Genomic DNA, 19,038 nt, shown 5'->3' with positions numbered 1-19,038 from the left:
TATTCCCCTCGGCAATGGGCAATTCGTCCGAAGATCACGAGCGGGAAAGGCGGCGGTTGCGCGCTTGCACGAGCACCGTCCCGGGCCCCGCGAAGTCGACCGCGAGCCCTTCGCCCGTGCGCACCGACTGCGGCCCGCCGGGATCGAGTGCCCGCAGCCGGCACTGCACGGAGTCGGGGTAGGCCAGCAGGTAGTCCGGCCGGACGGTGACCAGCTCGGCCGGCCCCAGCTCGAACGCGTCCACCGGGCCGGGCGCGGCCAGCACGAGCGGCCCGGTTCCGCTGTAGTGCTCGAGGAACCCGGAGTCGGCGCCGAAGAGCTGCTGCAACGGCGTCCAGTTCGGGTCGTGCCGGGCGGTCGAAGGCCGCACGAGCACGGCCTCGCGGTGCACCGACCAGCCCGTGCCGCCGCCCAGCTCCAGCGGGTAGACGTCGCCGGGGCGCAGCGGCGCGAAGTCGATCCAGCCGCCGTCCGACGGCGCGGTGTAGACGGCCGTCGTGGACTTGCCCGCGCGGACCCCGCCGCGGGCCGACGCCGCCTCGGTGACGCCGAAGCGGCTCGCGAGCAGCGTCTCGGGCGCGGCCTGCACGGACTCGCCCGGGTCGAGCAGGACGCGGGCGACGCCGAAGCCGGGGGTGTGCCGGGTCTGGACGCGCATCAGCGGGACGGGACGTGCGAGACGAGCCAGCTGACCAGCGCCGACGGGTTGCGCGTCTGCGTCATGACCTGGCCGGGGCCGACGAAGTCGAACACGAGGCCCTCACCGCTCTTCATGGACTGGATGATGCCCGTCGCGACCTTCCGGATCTGGTACTGCACGGTGTCGGCGTACGCGACGACGTGCCCGGTATCGATCGTCACCATCTCGCCCTGCTGCAACGTGATCGTCTCGACGGCGCCGTAGCAGGCGACGAGCAGCTGGCCCTGGCCGGTGGCGTGGGTCAGGAACCCGCCTTCGCCGCCCATCAGGTTCTTCATCCCGCCCCACTTGGTCTCGGTCTGCACGCCGTGCGACGACGCGAGCCAGCAGCCGCGGGTGACGGCCCAGCCGATCCGGCCGTCGAGGGGGATCACCTGGATGTCGCCGGGGAGGTTGGCCGCGACGTCGACCCAGCCGCCGTTGGGCGGCGCGGTGAAGGTGGAGATGAAGAAGGACTCGCCGGAGAGGAACGCGCGGCCGAGGCCCTTCATGATCCCGCCCTGCGCCTGCGACTGGACCTGCACGCCGTAGCTGGTCGCCATCATCGCGCCGGACTCCACCTGGCACGGCTCGCCGGGCGCCAGCATCAGCCGGGCGACGGCGAACGAGGGCTGTTGACGGACTCCGACCTGCATGCGTGCTCCCCTGTGGCGTGCCTTCGAACGACGCAGAGTCTTGCACGCCCCTCCCGGGGGTGGAGGATGGTCCGGTGATCTCCGTCGACGACTACCGCGACCGGGTTGCCGCGCTCCTCGGCACCTCCCCCGCGACCGCCCTGCCCCTCGCCGCCGCGGCCGGCCTCGTCCTGGCCGAGGACGTGCGGGCCGGCGTCTCTCTGCCCCCGTTCGACAACTCCGCGATGGACGGCTACGCGGTCCGGGCCGCCGACGTCGCCGAAGTGCCGGTGACCCTGCCGGTCGCCGACGACATCCCGGCGGGCCGCGTCGACGTCGGGACGCTCGAAGCCGGCACCGCGCACCGGATCATGACCGGCGCCCCGCTGCCGCCCGGCGCGGACGCCGTCGTGATGGTCGAAGACACCGACGGTGGCACCGAGACCGTGACGATCTCCGCACCCGCCAAGGAAGGCGCGCACATCCGGCGCTCCGGCGAAGACGTCCTCGAAGGCACCGTCGCGCTGTCCGCCGGGACCGTGCTGGGCCACTCGCAGCTGGGCCTGGCGGCTGCCGTCGGGCTCGCCGAGGTCCGGGTGCACCGGCCGCTGCGGGTGCTGATCGCCTCGACCGGCACCGAGCTGATCGACGCGCCGGCCCCGCTGCGGCACGGCCAGATCTACGAGTCCAACAGCGTGATGCTCGCCGCCGCGGTCCGCGAGCTCGGCTGCGAGGTCGAGGTGGTCCGCAGCGTCGTGGACGACGTCGAGGAGTTCCGCAAGGTCATCGAGCCGAAGCTCGCCGACGCCGATCTGCTGGTCACCTCCGGCGGGGTCAGCGCGGGCGCGTACGAAGTGGTGAAGGACGCGCTGACCGGCCAGGGCGTCGAGTTCGCGAAGATCGCGATGCAGCCGGGCGGGCCGCAGGGCTGCGGGCGCTGGCAGGGCGTGCCGGTGGTGACCCTGCCCGGCAACCCCGTCAGCGTCCTGGTGTCGTTCGAGGCGTTCCTCCGCCCGGCGATCCTGACGGCGCTGGGCCACGCCGACGTCTCCCGGCGGCACGTGCGGGCCCGGCTGACCGAGGAGATGCCCTCCCCGGCCGGACGGCGGCAGTACCGCCGGGGCGTGTTCACGCCGTCGGACGGGGAGGTCACCGGGATCGTCGGGCCGCGCGGCGGCCCTGGCTCGCACCTGCTCGCGGCGTTCACCCAGGCCAACTGCCTGATCGTGCTGCCCGAAGACGTCACGTCGGCAGCGGTTGGCGACGAGGTGGACGTCCTGCTGCTGTGACCGGGAAGTCGCGCAGCTTCCGGAAGGGCGCGAGGATCGGCAGCGCGGCGACCAGCACGACCGAGGCCACCCACAGCGTCTCCCGGACGCCGATCGCCTCGCCGAGCACGCCGCCGAGTACCCCGGCCAGCGGGATCGTGCCGTAGGCGGTGAGCGACGCGCTCGAGGTGATCCGGCTGAACAGCTCCGGCGGGCAGTAGCTCTGCCGGAACGTCGTGGTCAGCACGTTCGAGGCGACGACACCCGCGCAGACGCCGAACACGCCGAGGACGAACAGCGACAGCCGCCAGCCCGGCCCGCTCAGCGGCCCGAGCACCATCATCGGCGCCGCGGCGACCTCGCACAGCAGGAACGCGCGGGCGGTGCCGAAGCGCGCGCCGAGCCGTCCGGCCAGCGCCGCGCCGAGGATCCCGCCGGCCGCGGCGAGCGAGAGCACCAGGCCGACCAGGCCGGGCGCGGCGCCGAGCGTGCGCGACAGGAAGACGATCTGGATGGAGCTGTAGCCGGTCAGCGCGAGGTTCGACACCGCGCCGAACACCATCAGCGACCGCAGGTACCGGTCGCCCACGACGAACCGCAGGCCTTCGCCGATCTGGCTGCGCAACGGTGTCCGCGGCGCGACGGCCACGGTTTCGCGCACCCGGATCGCCCGCACGCACAGCACGGAGAAGCCGAAGCTGACCGCGTCGGCGAGGATGCCGCTGACCGGGCCGAACGCCTGGGCCAGCAGCCCGGCCAGGCCGGGCCCGCCGACCTGGGTCGCGGACTCGCTGCCCTGCAGCTTCGCGTTGGCTTCCAGGAGGTCGTCCGTGCCGAGCAGGGCGGGCAGGTAAGCCCGGTAGGCGAGGGTGAAGAACACCTTCGCGACGCCGCCGAGCAGAGCGGCGGCCAGCAGCAACGGCATCGTCAGCGCCCCGAACGCGGCCGCGAGCGGGACACTGCCGAACACCGCCATCGACACCGTGTTGCAGGCCAGCATCACCGGCCGCTTGGGCAGCCGGTCGACCCACGCGCCGGCGGGCAGGCCGACGACCAGCCACGGCAGCCACGCGACCGCTGTCAGCAGCGCGACGTCGAAGGTGCTCGCCTGCAGCGTGACCACCGCGACCAGCGGCAACGCCGTGCCCGCGACCATGCTGCCGAGCATGCTCGCGGTCTCGCCGGTCCAGAGCAGCCGGAAGTCCCTGTTCCCCCAGAGCCCCTTCACGGCTTGCCCAGCGAAGCCCGCGCGGCGAAGAAGACCGCGTGCCGCTCGACGCCGTCACCGGGTTCGGCGCGGTTCTCGAAGTCGGCCAGCAGGAGCAGGACCCGTTCGTTCAGCTCTTCCAGTTCGGCGGCGGACAGGCGCATCCAGGTGTCCGTGCTGAACGCGACGCCACGCCACTGCGGCGGGTAGGTCTCCCGGGTGGCGATCCATTCGCGCGCGATCGCCGTCTGGTGGTCGAGGGTCAGCACCTCGGCGGCCTCGGCGATCGGGTCGTCGGGAAAGTCCGCGGACGCCCACCGCAGGGTCTTCACGCTGCGCTTCCACCAGCGTTCCCGCTGGTCACGGGCCAGCTCGGGGGCCTCCTCGACCAGCTCGGCCGCGGCCAGCACCTTCATGTGGTGACTGATGTTGCCGACCGCCTGGTCGGTCTTGCCCGCCAGCATCGACGCCGTCGCCGGGCCGTCGAGGTGGAGCAGTTCCATCAACCGGCGCCGCAGCGGGTGCGACACCGCGGCCAGCACCTTGGAGTCCCGGATATCCCGGATGTCCTTCTCGCTCATGACGCACAAGAGTAATTGTACAACAACTCTTGTGCAATAGCTCTTGTGCGTTTGCTCGCGTAAGCTCCCGGCATGGGTTTCGTCGCGTGGGTGATCTTCGGTGCGATCGTCGGCTGGGCCGCCAACCTCGTCGTCGGCGGCCGGGACCGGCGCCGGCAGGGTTGCCTGGTCAGCGTGCTCGTCGGCGTGGTCGGCGCCGCTCTGGGCGGGTTGCTCTACCGGCTCGCGACCGGCCAGGCGAAGACGTTCGACTTCGACTTCCCGAGCTTCGGCGTGGCCATCCTCGGCGCCGTCGTGCTGCTGGCGATCCTGCGGCTCGCGACCGGTATCGGCCGTCGCCCGAGTGACCGTTCGTAACGTTTGCCGGACGAATCGTGATCGATGCCGCTCCGGCGGTTAAAGTGTGCCCTCACGCGCATCGCCCGGTGGCCGGGTGCCTGCGCCGTCGGGGGGCGCATGCACCCGGCCGCGTTTCGCCTCGATGACGACGTCGACGGCGCGCACCGGGTCGACCAGCCGCGGCACCGGCACCTCGTCGATCTCCCGGCACCACGCGCCCAGGAGCTCGTCGAGACGAGCGTCGGCGGGATCGCGGTGGTCGTTCATCGTCCCCTCACAAGATCGGGCGGGATGCGCTCGGCAGCGCCCCGAACGGCGTCAACTACAGAGTGTTGTCGCCGAATTCGACCTTGCGTTACCGGGATGTGGCCGCTCCCACCCGCGGCGGGGACACCCTCACGAGGGAGCCGACCAGGGGCACGCGCCGAGCCCCGCCTGGGGCAGCGGTAGCGTGGTGGCGCCCGTACGCGGCCGCCGGACTCCGGCGCCGAACCGTTCTTCCGACACGAAACCAGGGGACCCGACCATGAGCGGCACCCGGCCGGAGCCCGCCGGCAACCCAGTCGCGCACGCCCTCCAGCTCGCCCGCGAGACGCTGCCGCCGATGCACCCCGCGGGCCGCCCGTTCGTGGCGGGCGGCGCGGTCGCGACGCTGGTCGCCCGCCGGTTCTCCAAGCGCCTGGGCGTCCTCGGGGCGCTCACGACCGTGGCGATGGCCGCGTTCTTCCGCGAGCCGAAGCGGGTCCCGCCGCCACGTGACGGCGTCGCGCTCGCCTCGGCCGACGGCATCGTGTCGCTGATCGAGGAAGCCGTCCCGCCCGCCGAGCTCGGCCTGCCCGCCGAGCCGCGCATGCGCGTGTCCGTGTTCCTCTCGGTGTTCGACGTGCACGTCCAGCGCGTGCCGGCCAACGGCGTGATCGAGCGCGTCGCCTACCGGCCGGGCAAGTTCCTCTCCGCCGACCTGGACAAGGCCAGCGACGACAACGAACGCAACTCCGTGCTGATGCGCACCGAAGACGGCCACGAGCTCGTCGTCGTGCAGATCGCCGGGCTGGTCGCGCGCCGCATCCTCTGCGAGATCCGCGAGGGCGACAAGGTCGGCGCGGCTGCGACGTACGGCATCATCCGCTTCGGCTCCCGGGTCGACCTCTACCTCCCGCCGGGCTCGCGCGTGCTGGTCGCCAAGGGCCAGCGCACGGTCGGCGGCGAGACCGTGATCGCCGAACTCCCTGCCGCGCCTGCGAAAGGCTGATCGATGGTCCGCGTGACCACCCCCGGCGTCCGGCTGCTCCCGAACGCCATCACCGTGCTCGCGCTGTGTGCGGGCCTGTCGGCCGTGCAGTTCGCGCTGACGAAGAACTACGCGATGGCGATCGCCTCGATCGGCATCGCGGCGGTGCTCGACAGCCTGGACGGCCGGATCGCCCGCCTCCTCGACGCGACGTCGAAGATGGGTGCGGAGCTGGACTCGCTGTCCGACGGCATCTCGTTCGGCGTCGCGCCGGCCCTCGTCATCTACGTCTGGCAGACCGGCGCCGACCGGATCGGCTGGGTGGCGTCGCTGATCTTCGCCGTCTGCATGATCCTGCGGCTGGCCCGGTTCAACACCCTGCTGGACGACACCGAGCAGCCGGCGTACGCGAGCGAGTTCTTCGTCGGCGTCCCGGCGCCCGCGGGTGGCCTGCTGGCGATGCTGCCGCTGGTGGCTTGGCTGCAGTGGGGTGGCGGCTGGTGGTCGTCGCAGTGGGTCGTGTGGGCGTGGACGATCGCCATCGCGGCGCTGCTGATCAGCCGCATCCCGACGCTGTCGCTGAAGACGGTCAAGGCGCCGGCCAAGGCGATCGCGCCGCTGCTGATCGGCGTCGCGCTCCTGGCCGCGGCGATCATCCAGTTCCCGCTGGTCGCGCTGATCGCGGCGATGGTCCTGTACCTGGCGCACATCCCGTACTCGGTCTACCGGCACCGCTGGCTGGCCGCGCACCCGGAGGCCTGGACGGTCCCGCCGCGCGAGCGCCGCGCGATCCGCCGCGCCCGCTCCCCGCGCCGCCTGGGCCTGCGTCCCCCGCTGCGCCGCCGCGTCGCGGGCGCCGCGATGCGCGCGGTCCGCCTCCCCCGCACCGGCGAGACGGTCCGCACCCCCCGAGGCAGCCAAAACGGCCAAGGCCCGCGCCGCCGCTCATGGCGCCAGATCGGCCTCCGCCGCAAGTAGCCGCGTCGCCCCCTCAATCACACGTGATACCCCTCCAATCACGCGAGATGCCCCTCCAATCACGCGAGATGCCCTCCCAGTCACGCGAGTTACGTCTCCAATCACGCGAGATCGCTCCCTGATCACGCGAGTCACGCCCCGGATCACGCGAACCGACCCTCCAGGCACGCGAGCCGACCGTCTGGGTACGCGAGTTCGCCGTTCCGGTACGGCGATCACCCGTGATCCGAGCGGCACCACGCGTGATCAGCGGGGCATCACGCGTGATTGAAGGGGCATCACCTGTGGTTGAGGGGTCGACACGGGTTCCCCGGCACATCACCTCCTCCGAGGCCGCCGGATCGCTAGGGTGAACGGCGTGAGCCACCCGCAGATCACGCTGACCGTCCGGCACACGCCGTCCGCGCTGGACACGCGCCGCGGCGTCGTCCGGCTGCACCCCGAAGTCCTCGACGCGCTCGGCCTGCGGGCCTGGGACGCCGTGCGCCTCACCGGCGCCCGGGTCAGCGCCGCCCTCGCCGCGCCCGCCGACGAGGCCGACGTGCCCGGCATCGTGCTCACCGACGACGTCACCATGTCGAACCTCGGCGTCACCGAGGGCGCCGAGGTCGTGGTCGCGCCCGCCGAGGTCGCCGCGGCGAAGACGGTCACCGTCGCCGGGTCGCGCCTGGCCAGTGTCTCGGTCAGCCCGCACATGCTGCGGCTCGCCCTGATCGGCAAGGTGCTCACCGTCGGCGACGCCGTTTCCCTGCTGCCGCAGGACCTCGCGCCGACGCCGGGGTCCGACCCGGCCGGCCTGCGCGGCCAGCTGTCGCGGGCGATCGGCGCGACCTGGACGAACGAGCTGCTCACCGTCACCGCGACCGAGCCGGCCGGCACCGTCGCGGTCGGACCGTCCACAGTGGTCGTCTGGCGCGACGGCGCGCGGCCGGCGCCCGAGCCCGCCGCGCCCCGGACGGCGACCGCGCTCGTCCGCACCTCCGCCGTGACCGCGGCCGAGGAGTGGATCGACGCGGAGGTCGTCGAAGACGAAGTGGTGGTCGAAGAGACCGTCGAACCGGTCGTGCCGCTGGCCGACCTGATCGGCGCCGAGACGGCCGCGCGCAAGCTCGCCGAGTGGTTCGACCTGGCGTTCCACCGGCCCGAGCTGCTGGCCCGGCTCGGCGCGCCCGCGCACCTCGGCGTCCTGCTCTCCGGCCCCGAAGGCGTCGGCAAGGCGACGCTCGTGCGCTCGGTCGCGAACGAAGCCGACATCCGCGTGGTGCCGGTGGCCGCGCCGAACCTCGCGGTGCTCGACCCGAACGTCGCCGTCGCCCGCCTGCGCGAGGCGGTCCGCGCGGCGGACGGGCCGTCGGTGCTGCTGCTCACCGACGTCGACGCGCTGCTGCCCGCGGCCACGCCGCCGCCGGTCGCGACCGTCGTGCTGGAAGAGCTGCGGACGGCGCTGCGGCAAGACCGCTTCGCCGTCGTCGCGACGACGGCCCGCGCGGAGTCCGCCGACCCGCGGCTGCGCGCCGCCGACCTGCTCGACCGCGAGCTCAGCCTGGCCCTGCCGGACGCGAAGACGCGCCGCGAACTGCTGAACGTCCTGCTCCGCGACGTCCCGCTCGACGCGGGCATCGACTGCGGCGTCCTCGCCGAACGGACGCCGGGGTTCGTCGCCGCCGACCTGATCGCCCTGCGTCGCGACGCGGCGTTGAGGGCCGCGCTGCGCCAGCGCGAAGCCGACGAACCGCGCATCTCGCAGCAGGACCTGCTGGACGCGCTGGCGACCGTTCGCCCGGTCTCGATGTCCACTTCGGACAACCTGGCCACCGGCGGCCTGACGCTGGACGACGTCGGGAACATGGTCGACGTCAAGCAGTCGCTCACCGAGGCCGTGCTGTGGCCGCTGCGGTACCCGGACTCGTTCGCCCGGCTTGGCGTCGAGCCGCCGCGCGGCGTGCTGCTCTACGGCCCGCCCGGCGGCGGCAAGACGTTCCTGGTGCGGGCGCTGGCCGGCACCGGCGCGCTGAACGTCTTCGCGGTCAAGGGCGCCGAGCTGATGGACAAGTGGGTCGGCGAGTCCGAACGCGCGGTGCGGGAGCTGTTCCGCCGGGCCGCCGAGGCCGCGCCGTCGCTGATCTTCCTGGACGAGATCGACGCGCTCGCCCCGCGCCGCGGCCAGTCGTCCGATTCGGGCGTCGCCGACCGCGTGGTCGCGGCGCTGCTGACCGAGCTGGACGGCGTCGAGCCGATGCGGGAGGTCGTCGTGCTGGGCGCGACGAACCGGCCGGAGCTGGTCGACCCGGCGCTGCTGCGGCCGGGACGGCTGGAGCGCCGCGTCTACGTCCCGCCGCCGGACGCCGAGGCCCGCGCGGCGATTCTCGCGGCCAGCTCGAAGAACACGCCGCTGGCGTCCGATGTGGACCTCGCCGAGGTCGCGTCCACTCTGGACGGTTACTCGGCGGCCGACTGCGCGGCGCTGATCCGCGAGGCGGCGCTGACGGCGATGCGTGAGTCCCTGGAGGCCCGCGAAGTCACGGCCGCGCACCTGGAGACGGCCCGCAAGACGGTCCGCCCGAGCCTCGACCCGGCCCAGCTCGCGACCCTGGAGGCCTACGCGAAAACCCAGTCCGGGGAATGAAAGGGAGCGCCACCCGAAGCCCCGTCAGCTGCCCTTGTGGCCGGACTCGTATTCCTTCGTCACGATGACGATCACGCCCGGGCTCGCGCTCTCGATCCCGGGGAAGCGGGGCTCGGCCTTGATGCCGAACTCCTGGGCGAGCTGCTTCGCCGCGGCTTCCTCGTCGGTGCCCAGGCGGTAGAACGCCGTCGTCGTCGGGATGGTGCCCTGCGAGTAGTTGCCGACCTCGTTGACGGTCCAGCCGCCGCCGCGGAAGTCGTCCGCGGCGCGCTGGGCGAGGTCCTTGATCAGGGAGTTGTTGAAGACCCGGACGGTCACCCACTTGTTGCCCGCCTGGTGGTCACCGGGCTGGCCGGGGGCGGGTGACGTCGGCTGCCCGGGCGGCGGCGTGGTCGGCGACGGCGAGGCCGGCGAAGTGGACGTCGACGTCGGCGGGGTCGACGGCGAAGACGAGGTCGTGGGCGGCGTCGACGGCCCGCCGGACGTGCCCGGCTGGGTGGGGGTGCCGCTCGGACCGGCTTCGTTCGACCCGCCGCCGTTGAGGGCGGAGATCCCGCCGATCACCGCCGCGATGATGGCCACCCCGATCAGGGCGACGCCCGCGGCCTTCATCGGCCGGGACATTCCCGAAAACACGCTCATTTCAGCTCGATCCCCAGTCGCCGGGCGCCACGCTTGCGCTGGCGGGTGGCGCGCGTCTTGCGCAGCCGCTTCACCAGCATCGGGTCCGCTTCGATCGCCTCCGGCTTCTCCAGCAGCTTGTTGAGCAGCTGGTAGTAGCGCGTGGCGGACAAGTCGAAGCGTTCGCGGATGGCGTTCTCCTTCGCCCCGGCGTGTCGCCACCACTGGCGCTCGAACGCGAGGATCTCGACCTCGCGTTCGGTCAGGCCGGGCACGGGCTTCGGCGGCGACGGCTGCGGCTCAGCCATCGACTCCGCGGCGTCCATCCGAGTCCCTCTCAATCGGGCGTCATGGCGAATCAGACCTAGCTCTTCCGCGGGCGCCATTCAACCACGGAAGCCCACGCCGACGTGGGCATCCGCGTCGGCGCGTCACGGTCTGATGCAGGTCTACCAGAAGGGTCCGACTAAACTGGCTCGCCGTGACCATCCACCCCATCGTGATCGCCGGCGAACCCGTGCTGCACCAGCCGACTCGGGAGATCACCGAGTTCGACGAGAAGCTGCGCACGCTCACCGACGACATGTTCGAGACGATGTACGCCGCCGAGGGCGTCGGCCTCGCGGCCAACCAGATCGGCCTCGACCTGCGGGTGTTCGTGTACGACTGCCCGGACGACGAAGGCGTGCGGCACAAGGGCCTCGTCGTGAACCCGAAGCTCGAGACGTCGGAGCTCCCGGAGACCATGCCGGACCCGGACGACGACTGGGAGGGCTGCCTCTCGGCGCCCGGCGAGTCGTACCCGACGGGCCGCGCGAAGTGGGCGAAGGTGACCGGCTTCGACGTCGAGGGCAACCCGATCGAGGTCGAGGGCACCGGCTACTTCGCGCGCTGCCTGCAGCACGAAACCGACCACCTCGACGGCTTCATCTACCTCGACCGCCTGGTCGGGCGGCACGCGCGTGCGGCGAAGAAGATGCTGAAGGCCAACAAGTGGGGCGTTCCGGGCAACTCGTGGCTGCCGCCGAAGACCCCCGAGGACGACGGCGCCGTCCTCTGACCCGCCCCGGTCGTGAGCGAGAAACAGGGTTAGAACACTGTTTCCCACTCACGACCAGCTGCGGTGGACCCGGGTCAGCAGCCGAGGAAGTGGCAGCGGACCACCTTCGGCGTCTCCAGGGTCGAGCCCGCCTTGACGTCCCAAGCCAGGCGGACGTACTGCGCGTGCGTCCAGGCCAGCGGGGTCGCCGACGTGGTCGGCGTGCCGGCCGGGAAGCCGGTCTGGCCCGACGGCGGGTTCTCGTCCCACACCTGCTCCGGCATGGTTTCCGCCGAGCTGCTCACCCGGCCGAGGTCACGCAGCCGCCGCGCGGCGGACGACGGGTCGCCGAGCGTCAGCTCGTACTCGCCGCGCTCGCCGGCGAGCAGCGGCCACAGCCGGCCGAACGTCGTGCGGCTGCCCGCGGGGAACGTGTAGTCCCACGGCGAACCGTCGGCCTGCTCGCCGTAGCCGTCCTTCGTGTAGCGGTGCCAGAACTGCCCGGTCGGCGTGGTGAACGCGATGGCCTTGTCCGTGACGCGCACGCTGTTCTCGATCACCGGGTCGTCCGCGCGGTAGATGCCGAGCCGGACCAGGTCGAGGAAGCCCGCGTCGGTGACCGCGCGCTGGTCCATCGTCACGCTCGAGTTGCCGAGGTTGTACGTCGTGCCGGCGTTGGCGTTCGCGTCCTTGGTGAGCCGGACGAAGTACGGGTCCTTCGACAGCGGCCCGTTCGTGGTGATCGTCTGCTTGGGCAGGTCGGCCTTCATCTTGTCGGCCGCGGCGAGGTACCGGGCGGCGTCGGCCGGAGCGCCGCTGTGCGACGCGAGGTCCGCGGCGCAGACGAGCCCGGCGATCACCGAGGCGATGGTCGACGGGGACCAGCCGTCCTGCTCCTCCCAGCGTTCCTGCTGGGTGTAGGGCGAAGCCTGCCCGTCCGGGCCCCGGTAGCCCAGGATGAAGTCGGCGGCCTCGCGGACGCCGGGCCACAGGTCGGTCCGGCCGAGCTGCTGGGCCAGCACGATCGGGAAAGCGGTTTCGTCGAGCTGCACCGACGTCCAGTACGGCACGCCGTCGACGCGGCTGTTCTGCGGCAGGTGCCCGTCGGGCTGCTGCTGCGTGCCGAACATGTAGCTCACCGCGCGGTTCGCGGCGGCGGTGTCGCCGCCGGCGGCCAGGCCGGTGGCGATCTGGTAGAGGTCACGCGGCCAGACCAGGTGGTAGGTGCCGGACGGCGACCACTCCGGATCGTTGTTGCCGAACCGCCACGGCATGCTTGGCGACGCGATGAAGGCGCCCGGGTGCTGCTTGTCCTCGCTCGCGGCGAGGGTCAGCATCGACGCCTTGTAGAGGTCGCGTTCGGCGTCGGTCTTCAGCGACGACGGCGGCTTGCTGACCCCGCGCAGGTACTGCTCCCAGCCGCGGTCGTACGCGCGGGTGATGTCGCGGACGCCGCGTCGCTGCGACGCCTGCGCGCTGCCGAGCGCGTCGGCGGCCTTCGCGCCCATGCCGAGCGCGAGGGTGACGTGCCGGTTCCGGACGCCGTCGGCGTCCGTCTGCCCGGTCAGCACGACGTTGCCCTTCGCGGCCGAGTCGTACTGGGTCAGCTTGAAGGTCTTCGTGAGCTGCGTGTTCCCGTCGGACGCGCCCGCGTAGCCGACGCTGGTCTTCACGAAGGCGGGTTTCGCGGTGAGGGCGGCGGCGTTCGAAGCGTCCTGCGCGGTGACGGCGTCACCCTTGCGGGCGGCCGAGTCGTCGGAGCCGTCGTTGGTCAGGTCCGGATCGGCGACCGCGTAGAGCTGGTACGGCCGGCCGGTCAGCGACTGGAAGTCGACGTCCACCAGCACGGTCGTGGCGGCCGGGTCGGTGACGTAGGTCTTGCGCAGGCGCCAGCGGTGCTGGTCGTCGGTGATGGTCTGCTCGTAGGTCAGGCTGTCGTCGTCGGTGCGCCGGACCTGCTGCGACTTCGCGGTGTAGTCGGCGACGGCGAAGCTGCGGCCGTCGGTGACGACGAAGTTCATCGACCGGACGCTCGGCGTCGACAGGTCCGGGTAGTAGACCTCGGACAGCTGGCCACCCTGGAGGGTGAACCAGACGTTGCTCGACCGGTCGTGGGCGGTGCCGAAGCCGGTCTTGTTCGCGGGCAGCCAGCTGGGATGGGCGCCCGGGGCGCCGGGAGCCTCGCCCTGGGCCGCCGCGATCCCCGGGATCAAGCCGGTGACCAGCAGCCCGGCGAGGGCGCCGAACATGAGTTTGCGCATATCAACCCCACAGAAGATCGCTTCTGCACCGTTACAGAAGCGCTTTGGGAGTCTGCCGCCGATCCTTCACCGGCGCATGGTCCGATCCGGTGAACCACTGACCGTCACTGGTCCGGCCGGCGGTTCACGAACAGCGAACGGACTTCCCCGATTTCCCGGCGCACACTTGTAGTACGTGCAACGGTGTAATCGAGGTGCAGTCATGGACGAGGCGATGGACGCCTACTCGCGCGCGGTCAGCACGGTCGCCAGGACCGTCGGCCCGCACGTCGCCGGGGTCCAGCTCGCGCGCGGCAGCGGGTCGGCCGTCGTCTTCGCCGATGACGGCCACCTGCTCACCAACGCCCACGTCGTCAGCGACCACCGGCGGGGGGTCGCCACCTTCGCCGATGGCAGCGAGGTGCCCTTCGACGTCGTCGGGGCCGATCCGCTGTCCGATCTCGCCGTGCTGCGGGCGCGTGGCGAAACGCCGTCGGCCGCTCAGCTGGGCGACGCCGACCGGCTCGTCGTCGGGCAGCTCGTCGTGGCCGTCGGCAACCCGCTCGGCTTCTCCGGCACCGTCACCGCCGGCGTCGTCAGCGCGCTCGGCCGCGCCCTCCCGGTGCGGCAGGGCCGGGCGACCCGCGTGATCGAAGACGTCATCCAGACCGACGCCGCGCTCAACCCCGGCAACTCCGGCGGCGCGCTCGCCGACTCCGCAGGCCGCGTCGTCGGCGTCAACACCGCGGTCGCCGGGGTCGGGCTCGGGCTCGCGGTGCCGATCAACGCGACCACGCGGCGGATCATCGACACGCTCGTCGTCGAAGGCCGGGTGCGGCGCGCGTACCTCGGCGTCGTCGGCGTCCCGGCGCCGCTGCCCGACGACGTCGCCGAGCGCACCGGGCAGAGCGCCGGGCTGCGAGTCCGCGAAGTCGTCGCCGGCGGCCCCGCGGACCGGGCGGGCCTCAAGGCGGGCGACCTCGTGCTGACCGTCGGACGCACCCGCGTCTCGGACGCCCAGGGCATCCAGCGGCAGCTGTTCGCGGAAGTGATCGGCACCCCGCTGCCGATCACCGTGCTCCGCAACGGAGCCATGGTCGACGTCTACGCCACCCCGGCCGAACTGGTCGGGTGAGGTGAGCGGACTTGAGTATCCCGACCCGGCGTGGCATGGTCGGGGGCACAACACCAACGCGGGAGCTCGCGCCATGGCGGGCTGAGAGGGTGACTTGCGTTTCGCAGGCGTCACCGACCGCATGAACCTGACCGGGTAATGCCGGCGTAGGGAGTGAAAGTCGTTGACGACGCTGGAGAACAAACACGTCTCCGTCACCACGGGTCCGATCACGGGATCGCACAAGGTTTACCACCAGACCGAATCCGGACTCCGGGTTCCGGCCCGCCGGATCGACCTCTCGAACGGCGAACACTTCGACGTCTACGACACTTCGGGCCCGTACACGGATCCCGAAGCCACCATTGACGTCCACAGTGGACTGCACCGGCTGCGCGCCGGGTGGGCCGATGGGCGCGAGCACAACACCCAGCTCGGCTGGGCCAAACAGGGCGTCATCACCCGCGAGATGGAGTACATCGCCGCCCGCGAAAGGGTTTCCCCGGAGTTCGTGCGCGACGAGGTGGCCCGCGGTCGCGCGGTGATCCCGGTCAACCGCAAGCACCCGGAGTCCGAGCCGATGATCATCGGCAAGAACTTCCTGGTGAAGATCAACGCCAACATGGGCAACTCGGCCGTCTGGTCGTCGGTCGAGGAAGAGGTCGACAAGATGGTCTGGGCGACCCGCTGGGGCGCCGACACGATCATGGACCTCTCCACCGGCAGGCGGATCCACGAGACGCGCGAGTGGATCATCCGCAACTCGCCGGTCCCGGTCGGCACCGTACCGATCTACCAGGCACTGGAAAAGGTCGACGGCGAACCGGAAAAGCTGTCGTGGGAGATCTACCGCGACACGATCATCGAGCAGTGCGAGCAGGGTGTCGACTACGTCACCGTGCACGCCGGCGTGCTGCTGCGCTACATCCCGCTGACCGCGCGGCGCGTCACCGGCATCGTCAGCCGCGGCGGGTCGATCATGGCCGCGTGGTGCCTCGCGCACCACCAGGAATCCTTCCTGTACACGCACTTCGAAGAACTGTGCGAAATCCTGCGGCAGTACGACGTCACGTTCTCCCTCGGCGACGGCCTGCGCCCCGGCTCGATCGCCGACGCCAACGACCGGGCCCAGTTCGCGGAGCTAGAAACGCTCGGCGAGCTGACGCACCTCGCGCGGTCGCACGACGTCCAGGTGATGATCGAGGGCCCGGGCCACGTGCCGATGCACAAGATCAAGGAGAACGTGGAGCTCGAGGAAAAGCTCTGCGGTGAAGCGCCGTTCTACACCCTCGGTCCACTCGCGACGGACATCGCGCCGGCGTACGACCACATCACGTCGGCCATCGGCGCGGCGCAGATCGGCTGGTACGGCACGGCGATGCTGTGCTACGTCACGCCGAAGGAGCACCTCGGCCTGCCGAACCGCGACGACGTCAAGACCGGCGTGATCACGTACAAGATCGCCGCGCACGCCGCCGACCTCGCCAAGGGCCACCAGTACGCGCAGGAGTGGGACGACGAGCTGTCCAAGGCCCGCTTCGAGTTCCGCTGGAACGACCAGTTCAACCTCTCGCTCGACCCGGACACCGCGCGCTCGTTCCACGACGAGACGCTGCCCGCGGAACCGGCCAAGACCGCGCACTTCTGCTCGATGTGCGGCCCGAAGTTCTGCTCGATGCGGATCACCCAGGACGTCCGCAAGTACGCCGAAGAGCACGGTCTGTCCACTGTGGAAGCGATCGAGGCCGGCATGGCCGAGAAGTCGGCGGAGTTCTCCGAGTCCGGCAACCAGGTCTACCTGCCCGTGGTGCAGCCGTGACACCGCCCACCGCCCTCACCATCGCCGGATCCGACTCCGGCGGTGGTGCGGGCATCCAGGCGGACCTGCGCACGTTCTTCGCCAACGGCGTGCACGGGCTCGTCGCGCTGACCGCGGTCACCGTGCAGAACTCGCTGGGCGTGCAGGGTTTCACGGAGATCCCGGCTGACATCGTCACCGCGCAGATCAAGGCGGTGGCGTCCGACATGGGCGTCGACGCGGCCAAGACGGGGATGCTCGCCACCGCCGAGATCATCCGGGCGGTGGCGAAGACCCTGGACGAGATCGGCATGGACTTCCCGCTGGTGGTCGACCCGGTGGCGGCGTCGATGACCGGGCACGCCCTGCTGCGGGAAGACGCCCTCGAAGCGATCCGCACGGAGCTGTTCCCGCGCGCGACGTTGATCACACCGAACCTGGTCGAAGTCGGCCTGCTGACGGGCATTTCCGTGTCCGACACGACTTCCCAGCGCGCGGCGGCCGAAGCGCTGCTGGAGTTCGGTTCGCGATGGGTGCTCGTCAAGGGCGGCCACATGCAGGGCACGCCGGACTGCGTGGACCTCCTGACGGACGGCGCCGAGTTCATCTCGCTGAGCGGCCCGCGGTACGAGACGCAGCACACCCACGGCGGCGGCGACACGCTGGCGTCGGCGATCACGTCGTCCCTGGCGAAGGGCGCTTCGGTGCCGGACGCGGTGGCGGCGGGCAAGAAGTTCATCGAGCGCTGCGTGGCTGAGGCGTATCCGCTCGGCGCGGGTGTCGGGCCGGTGTCCCCGTTCTGGGTGCTGGACCGGTAAACCGCGCGCGAACCGGAAGGCCGCGCTGCCAGACTGGGCCGGTGACCGACGAAGAGCTGTGGTGGCTCCTGCCCGAGGCGCTGCGGGACGAGATCGACACCCTGGTCGCCGAAGGCCGGCACGTCCTGGCGGTCCACGTCCTGCGCGAGAAGTCCGGGCTCACCCCGGTACCGGGCATCACCGCGGGGGTGGGATTGATCGACTACCGCAGCCGCGCGGCGCGCCAGTACGGTGAGCCCATGGGGACGATCAGGCAGGTACAGATCACCTTCGACTGCGCGGAACCCGAGCGCGTGGCCCGGTTCTGGTGCGAGGTGCTGGGCTACGTCGTGCCGCCCGCGCCCGCGGGGTTCGACAGCTGGGCCGACTTCGACCGCTCGTTGCCGCCCGAGCGGCGGGGCGCGGCGTTCGCCTGCGTCGATCCGACCGGTGCGGGCCCGCGGCTGTACTTCCAGCGCGTTCCCGAAGGCAAGGTCGTCAAGAACCGCGTGCACCTCGACGTGCGCGCCGGCACCGGGCTCGTGGGCGCGGAACGCCTCGCCGCGCTCGAGGCCGAGCGCGACCGGCTGATCCCGCTCGGCGCGGTGTGCGAACGAGTGCTGTACGCCGACGGCGAGAACGAGTCGTGCATCGTGATGCAGGACGTCGAAGGCAACGAGTTCTGCCTCGACTGAGGACCAGCGGGCTGACCGACCTCGGGGAACTGATCGAAGCCGGTCAGCTGCAGGTCCACGGCGAGCAGGCCTTCCCGCTCGTGCTGACCGGCTAACCCCGGGCGAGCACCTGCGGCAGCACCGTCGTGAGCCCGGTCCAGTCCGACGTGATCACCGACGCGTGCTGCTTCGCCAGGTCGGCGACGCGCTGGTTGGCCTGGTCGACGGTCGGGTTGTGTGCGTCGATCGCCGGCGCGACGTTCTGGCCGTCGGTCATCACGAGGTAGTAGTGGTTGGCGTCGTACCACCACGGCCCGGTCTGCGTCACCCACGCGCTCGCGTCGCCGTCGAACACGACGAACCACGGCTTGAGGTCGGCGGTGTACTTGTCCCGCGGGTCACCGCCGGCCGCGCCGTGCACGGTCGGGAAGATGTTCGCGTCGCCGAGCTTGCCGGCGTTCTTCAGCCCGACCAGGTACCGCGCGTACTCGACGTCGGTGTGCAGCGTGTCGGTCGGGTTCCCCTCCTCGACGGTGCCCGGGATGATCTCGGTGATCACCCGGCCCCGCAACGCGTCCACGGACGGCCAGTTGTCCGCCTTGGAGGCGTCGTCGAGCGTGGCGTAGCCGCCGAGCAGCTCGGCCGGGCGGAACGCGACGCTGCCGAGGTGCGCGCGGAACGTCGCGTCCAGCTCGTCCGGGCCCATGCCGGTGTTGTCCGAGAAGCCCGTCTTCATCTCGAGCTTGAGCGTGACCGGCGTGTGCCCGGGGTGGGCGGCCAGCCAGATCCGGATGTCGTCGAGGCAGTACTCGAGGTTCTTGTTCGTCCCGCCGCTGTAGAGCTGCGACGCCGAGGTGGCCGCGACGCAGTTGTTGTTGTTCCCCAACGGGTTCGAGTGGCTGACCTTCCACTCGTGGGTGAAGAAGTCCGGCCAGACGTCGAGCTCGATCAGCGACGAGCCGGCGTCGAGCGCCTGGGCCAGGTAGCCGTAGGCCGCCGGGTCGTACGTGTTGTGCACGCCGACCGTCGTGACGTGGGAAAGCTTGGGACTGTCCGCGTTGGCGGCGGTCGCGCCCGAGAGCACGAGACCGGCCGTGAGGAGGACCACCGAGAAGAGCTTCATCCAGGCTCCTTCGCCCATAACTGGTGAGTAGCCCCCACAATGTGCCACCGTGGTTGACTCTTGATGAAGGAAAAGCGGCCGATTGGCC

19 protein-coding genes and 1 riboswitch are annotated in these 19,038 nt (G+C 71.4%); of the genes, 10 read left to right on the top strand and 9 right to left on the bottom strand.

Annotation, left to right across the window (positions count from 1 at the left end):
• Positions 1-34: 34 nt before the first annotated feature.
• Both OG738_RS15450 and OG738_RS15445 read right to left on the bottom strand, forming a co-directional pair.
• Positions 35-658: an AIM24 family protein gene (locus tag OG738_RS15450; protein ID WP_329054616.1), complete on the bottom strand. Its 624-nt coding sequence runs from the start codon at positions 656-658 to the stop codon at positions 35-37.
• Entirely contained in the window at positions 658-1,335 is a 678-nt protein-coding gene (locus OG738_RS15445) for a TIGR00266 family protein (RefSeq protein ID WP_329054615.1), read from the bottom strand. Before OG738_RS15445 ends, OG738_RS15450 begins: the two co-directional genes overlap by 1 nt.
• A 74-nt stretch (positions 1,336-1,409) precedes the next feature.
• Here OG738_RS15445 and moeA point away from each other — a divergent pair, with 74 nt between their 5' ends.
• Positions 1,410-2,603, top strand: a complete 1,194-nt coding sequence (gene moeA, locus OG738_RS15440) for a molybdopterin molybdotransferase MoeA (protein WP_329054613.1) — start codon at positions 1,410-1,412, stop codon at positions 2,601-2,603.
• On the opposite strand, the gene OG738_RS15435 is transcribed toward moeA, so the two are convergent.
• Both OG738_RS15435 and OG738_RS15430 read right to left on the bottom strand, forming a co-directional pair.
• The gene (locus tag OG738_RS15435) at positions 2,557-3,810 is read right to left on the bottom strand and encodes an MFS transporter (RefSeq protein ID WP_329054611.1); all 1,254 of its coding nucleotides are present in this window, start codon (positions 3,808-3,810) and stop codon (positions 2,557-2,559) included. The two genes, moeA and OG738_RS15435, sit on opposite strands and share 47 nt — an antisense overlap.
• Entirely contained in the window at positions 3,807-4,370 is a 564-nt protein-coding gene (locus OG738_RS15430) for an ArsR/SmtB family transcription factor (RefSeq protein ID WP_329054610.1), read from the bottom strand. The genes OG738_RS15435 and OG738_RS15430 overlap by 4 nt, the downstream gene beginning before the upstream one ends.
• Before the next feature lie 72 nt (positions 4,371-4,442).
• On the opposite strand from OG738_RS15430, the gene OG738_RS15425 reads away from it, so the two are divergent.
• Positions 4,443-4,727: a GlsB/YeaQ/YmgE family stress response membrane protein gene (locus tag OG738_RS15425; RefSeq protein WP_329054608.1), complete on the top strand. Its 285-nt coding sequence runs from the start codon at positions 4,443-4,445 to the stop codon at positions 4,725-4,727.
• Positions 4,728-4,766: 39 nt separating this feature from the next.
• Here the strand turns inward: OG738_RS15425 and OG738_RS15420 are convergent, their stop codons facing one another.
• Positions 4,767-4,976, bottom strand: coding sequence for a hypothetical protein (locus tag OG738_RS15420; RefSeq protein WP_329054606.1), 210 nt, complete (start codon positions 4,974-4,976; stop codon positions 4,767-4,769).
• Positions 4,977-5,235: 259 nt separating this feature from the next.
• Between OG738_RS15420 and OG738_RS15415 the strand changes: the two genes are divergently transcribed.
• From OG738_RS15415 to OG738_RS15405, 3 genes are all read left to right on the top strand, one after another.
• Positions 5,236-5,961 (top strand): phosphatidylserine decarboxylase, encoded by a 726-nt coding sequence (locus tag OG738_RS15415; RefSeq protein ID WP_329054605.1) that lies wholly within the window; start codon positions 5,236-5,238, stop codon positions 5,959-5,961.
• A gap of 3 nt (positions 5,962-5,964) precedes the next feature.
• Positions 5,965-6,918 carry a CDP-diacylglycerol--serine O-phosphatidyltransferase gene (pssA, locus tag OG738_RS15410; RefSeq protein ID WP_329054604.1) on the top strand — a complete coding sequence of 318 codons (954 nt, stop codon included), beginning with the start codon at positions 5,965-5,967 and terminating at the stop codon, positions 6,916-6,918.
• 358 nt (positions 6,919-7,276) lie between these two features.
• Positions 7,277-9,544, top strand: coding sequence for an AAA family ATPase (locus OG738_RS15405; protein WP_329054603.1), 2,268 nt, complete (start codon positions 7,277-7,279; stop codon positions 9,542-9,544).
• A gap of 24 nt (positions 9,545-9,568) precedes the next feature.
• Here the strand turns inward: OG738_RS15405 and OG738_RS15400 are convergent, their stop codons facing one another.
• Positions 9,569-10,186 carry a LytR C-terminal domain-containing protein gene (locus OG738_RS15400; RefSeq protein WP_329054601.1) on the bottom strand — a complete coding sequence of 206 codons (618 nt, stop codon included), beginning with the start codon at positions 10,184-10,186 and terminating at the stop codon, positions 9,569-9,571.
• Positions 10,183-10,491 carry a DUF3263 domain-containing protein gene (locus OG738_RS15395; protein ID WP_155544154.1) on the bottom strand — a complete coding sequence of 103 codons (309 nt, stop codon included), beginning with the start codon at positions 10,489-10,491 and terminating at the stop codon, positions 10,183-10,185. The genes OG738_RS15400 and OG738_RS15395 overlap by 4 nt, the downstream gene beginning before the upstream one ends.
• 155 nt (positions 10,492-10,646) lie before the next feature.
• On the opposite strand from OG738_RS15395, the gene OG738_RS15390 reads away from it, so the two are divergent.
• Positions 10,647-11,225: a peptide deformylase gene (locus tag OG738_RS15390; protein ID WP_329054598.1), complete on the top strand. Its 579-nt coding sequence runs from the start codon at positions 10,647-10,649 to the stop codon at positions 11,223-11,225.
• Positions 11,226-11,299: 74 nt separating this feature from the next.
• Here OG738_RS15390 and OG738_RS15385 read toward each other — a convergent pair whose 3' ends face one another.
• On the bottom strand, positions 11,300-13,465 hold the full coding sequence (locus OG738_RS15385; RefSeq protein WP_329054597.1) for a glycoside hydrolase family 15 protein: 2,166 nt from the start codon (positions 13,463-13,465) through the stop codon (positions 11,300-11,302).
• A 202-nt stretch (positions 13,466-13,667) separates the two neighbouring features.
• Between OG738_RS15385 and OG738_RS15380 the strand changes: the two genes are divergently transcribed.
• The 4 genes from OG738_RS15380 to OG738_RS15365 all read left to right on the top strand — a co-directional run bounded on the left by OG738_RS15380 (position 13,668) and on the right by OG738_RS15365 (position 17,848).
• Positions 13,668-14,579, top strand: a complete 912-nt coding sequence (locus OG738_RS15380) for a S1C family serine protease (RefSeq protein WP_329054596.1) — start codon at positions 13,668-13,670, stop codon at positions 14,577-14,579.
• Between the two features lie 48 nt (positions 14,580-14,627).
• Positions 14,628-14,749: riboswitch (TPP riboswitch) on the top strand.
• On the top strand, positions 14,743-16,377 hold the full coding sequence (gene thiC, locus OG738_RS15375) for a phosphomethylpyrimidine synthase ThiC (protein WP_329054595.1): 1,635 nt from the start codon (positions 14,743-14,745) through the stop codon (positions 16,375-16,377). (Overlaps the previous riboswitch by 7 nt.)
• The gene (thiD, locus tag OG738_RS15370) at positions 16,374-17,174 is read left to right on the top strand and encodes a bifunctional hydroxymethylpyrimidine kinase/phosphomethylpyrimidine kinase (RefSeq protein ID WP_329054593.1); all 801 of its coding nucleotides are present in this window, start codon (positions 16,374-16,376) and stop codon (positions 17,172-17,174) included. Before thiC ends, thiD begins: the two co-directional genes overlap by 4 nt.
• A gap of 239 nt (positions 17,175-17,413) precedes the next feature.
• A complete protein-coding gene (locus tag OG738_RS15365) occupies positions 17,414-17,848 on the top strand; it encodes a VOC family protein (protein ID WP_329056710.1) in 435 nt (144 codons plus the stop codon).
• Between the two features lie 91 nt (positions 17,849-17,939).
• Here OG738_RS15365 and OG738_RS15360 read toward each other — a convergent pair whose 3' ends face one another.
• Complete coding sequence (locus OG738_RS15360) at positions 17,940-18,950, bottom strand: phosphatidylinositol-specific phospholipase C domain-containing protein (protein WP_329054592.1); 1,011 nt, start codon at positions 18,948-18,950, stop codon at positions 17,940-17,942.
• Positions 18,951-19,038: the final 88 nt, after the last annotated feature.

Origin of the sequence: Amycolatopsis sp. NBC_01488, from assembly GCF_036227105.1 — a bacterium.
Taxonomy (GTDB): domain Bacteria; phylum Actinomycetota; class Actinomycetes; order Mycobacteriales; family Pseudonocardiaceae; genus Amycolatopsis.
The sequence above is the reverse complement of the archived record's forward strand: the minus strand, read 5'-3'. Positions and strand labels throughout refer to the sequence as shown.

What these genes read in the sequence shown, in the direction of transcription:
- OG738_RS15385 (WP_329054597.1), bottom strand. Translation starts at nt 13,465, where the DNA reads ATGCGCAAACTCATGTTCGGCGCCCTCGCCGGGCTGCTGGTCACCGGC.
- OG738_RS15400 (WP_329054601.1), bottom strand. Translation starts at nt 10,186, where the DNA reads ATGAGCGTGTTTTCGGGAATGTCCCGGCCGATGAAGGCCGCGGGCGTC.
- OG738_RS15430 (WP_329054610.1), bottom strand. Translation starts at nt 4,370, where the DNA reads ATGAGCGAGAAGGACATCCGGGATATCCGGGACTCCAAGGTGCTGGCC.
- OG738_RS15420 (WP_329054606.1), bottom strand. Translation starts at nt 4,976, where the DNA reads ATGAACGACCACCGCGATCCCGCCGACGCTCGTCTCGACGAGCTCCTG.
- OG738_RS15445 (WP_329054615.1), bottom strand. Translation starts at nt 1,335, where the DNA reads ATGCAGGTCGGAGTCCGTCAACAGCCCTCGTTCGCCGTCGCCCGGCTG.
- OG738_RS15365 (WP_329056710.1), top strand. Translation starts at nt 17,414, where the DNA reads ATGGGGACGATCAGGCAGGTACAGATCACCTTCGACTGCGCGGAACCC.
- OG738_RS15380 (WP_329054596.1), top strand. Translation starts at nt 13,668, where the DNA reads ATGGACGAGGCGATGGACGCCTACTCGCGCGCGGTCAGCACGGTCGCC.
- OG738_RS15395 (WP_155544154.1), bottom strand. Translation starts at nt 10,491, where the DNA reads ATGGACGCCGCGGAGTCGATGGCTGAGCCGCAGCCGTCGCCGCCGAAG.
- OG738_RS15415 (WP_329054605.1), top strand. Translation starts at nt 5,236, where the DNA reads ATGAGCGGCACCCGGCCGGAGCCCGCCGGCAACCCAGTCGCGCACGCC.
- OG738_RS15450 (WP_329054616.1), bottom strand. Translation starts at nt 658, where the DNA reads ATGCGCGTCCAGACCCGGCACACCCCCGGCTTCGGCGTCGCCCGCGTC.
- OG738_RS15360 (WP_329054592.1), bottom strand. Translation starts at nt 18,950, where the DNA reads ATGAAGCTCTTCTCGGTGGTCCTCCTCACGGCCGGTCTCGTGCTCTCG.
- pssA (WP_329054604.1), top strand. Translation starts at nt 5,965, where the DNA reads ATGGTCCGCGTGACCACCCCCGGCGTCCGGCTGCTCCCGAACGCCATC.
- OG738_RS15425 (WP_329054608.1), top strand. Translation starts at nt 4,443, where the DNA reads ATGGGTTTCGTCGCGTGGGTGATCTTCGGTGCGATCGTCGGCTGGGCC.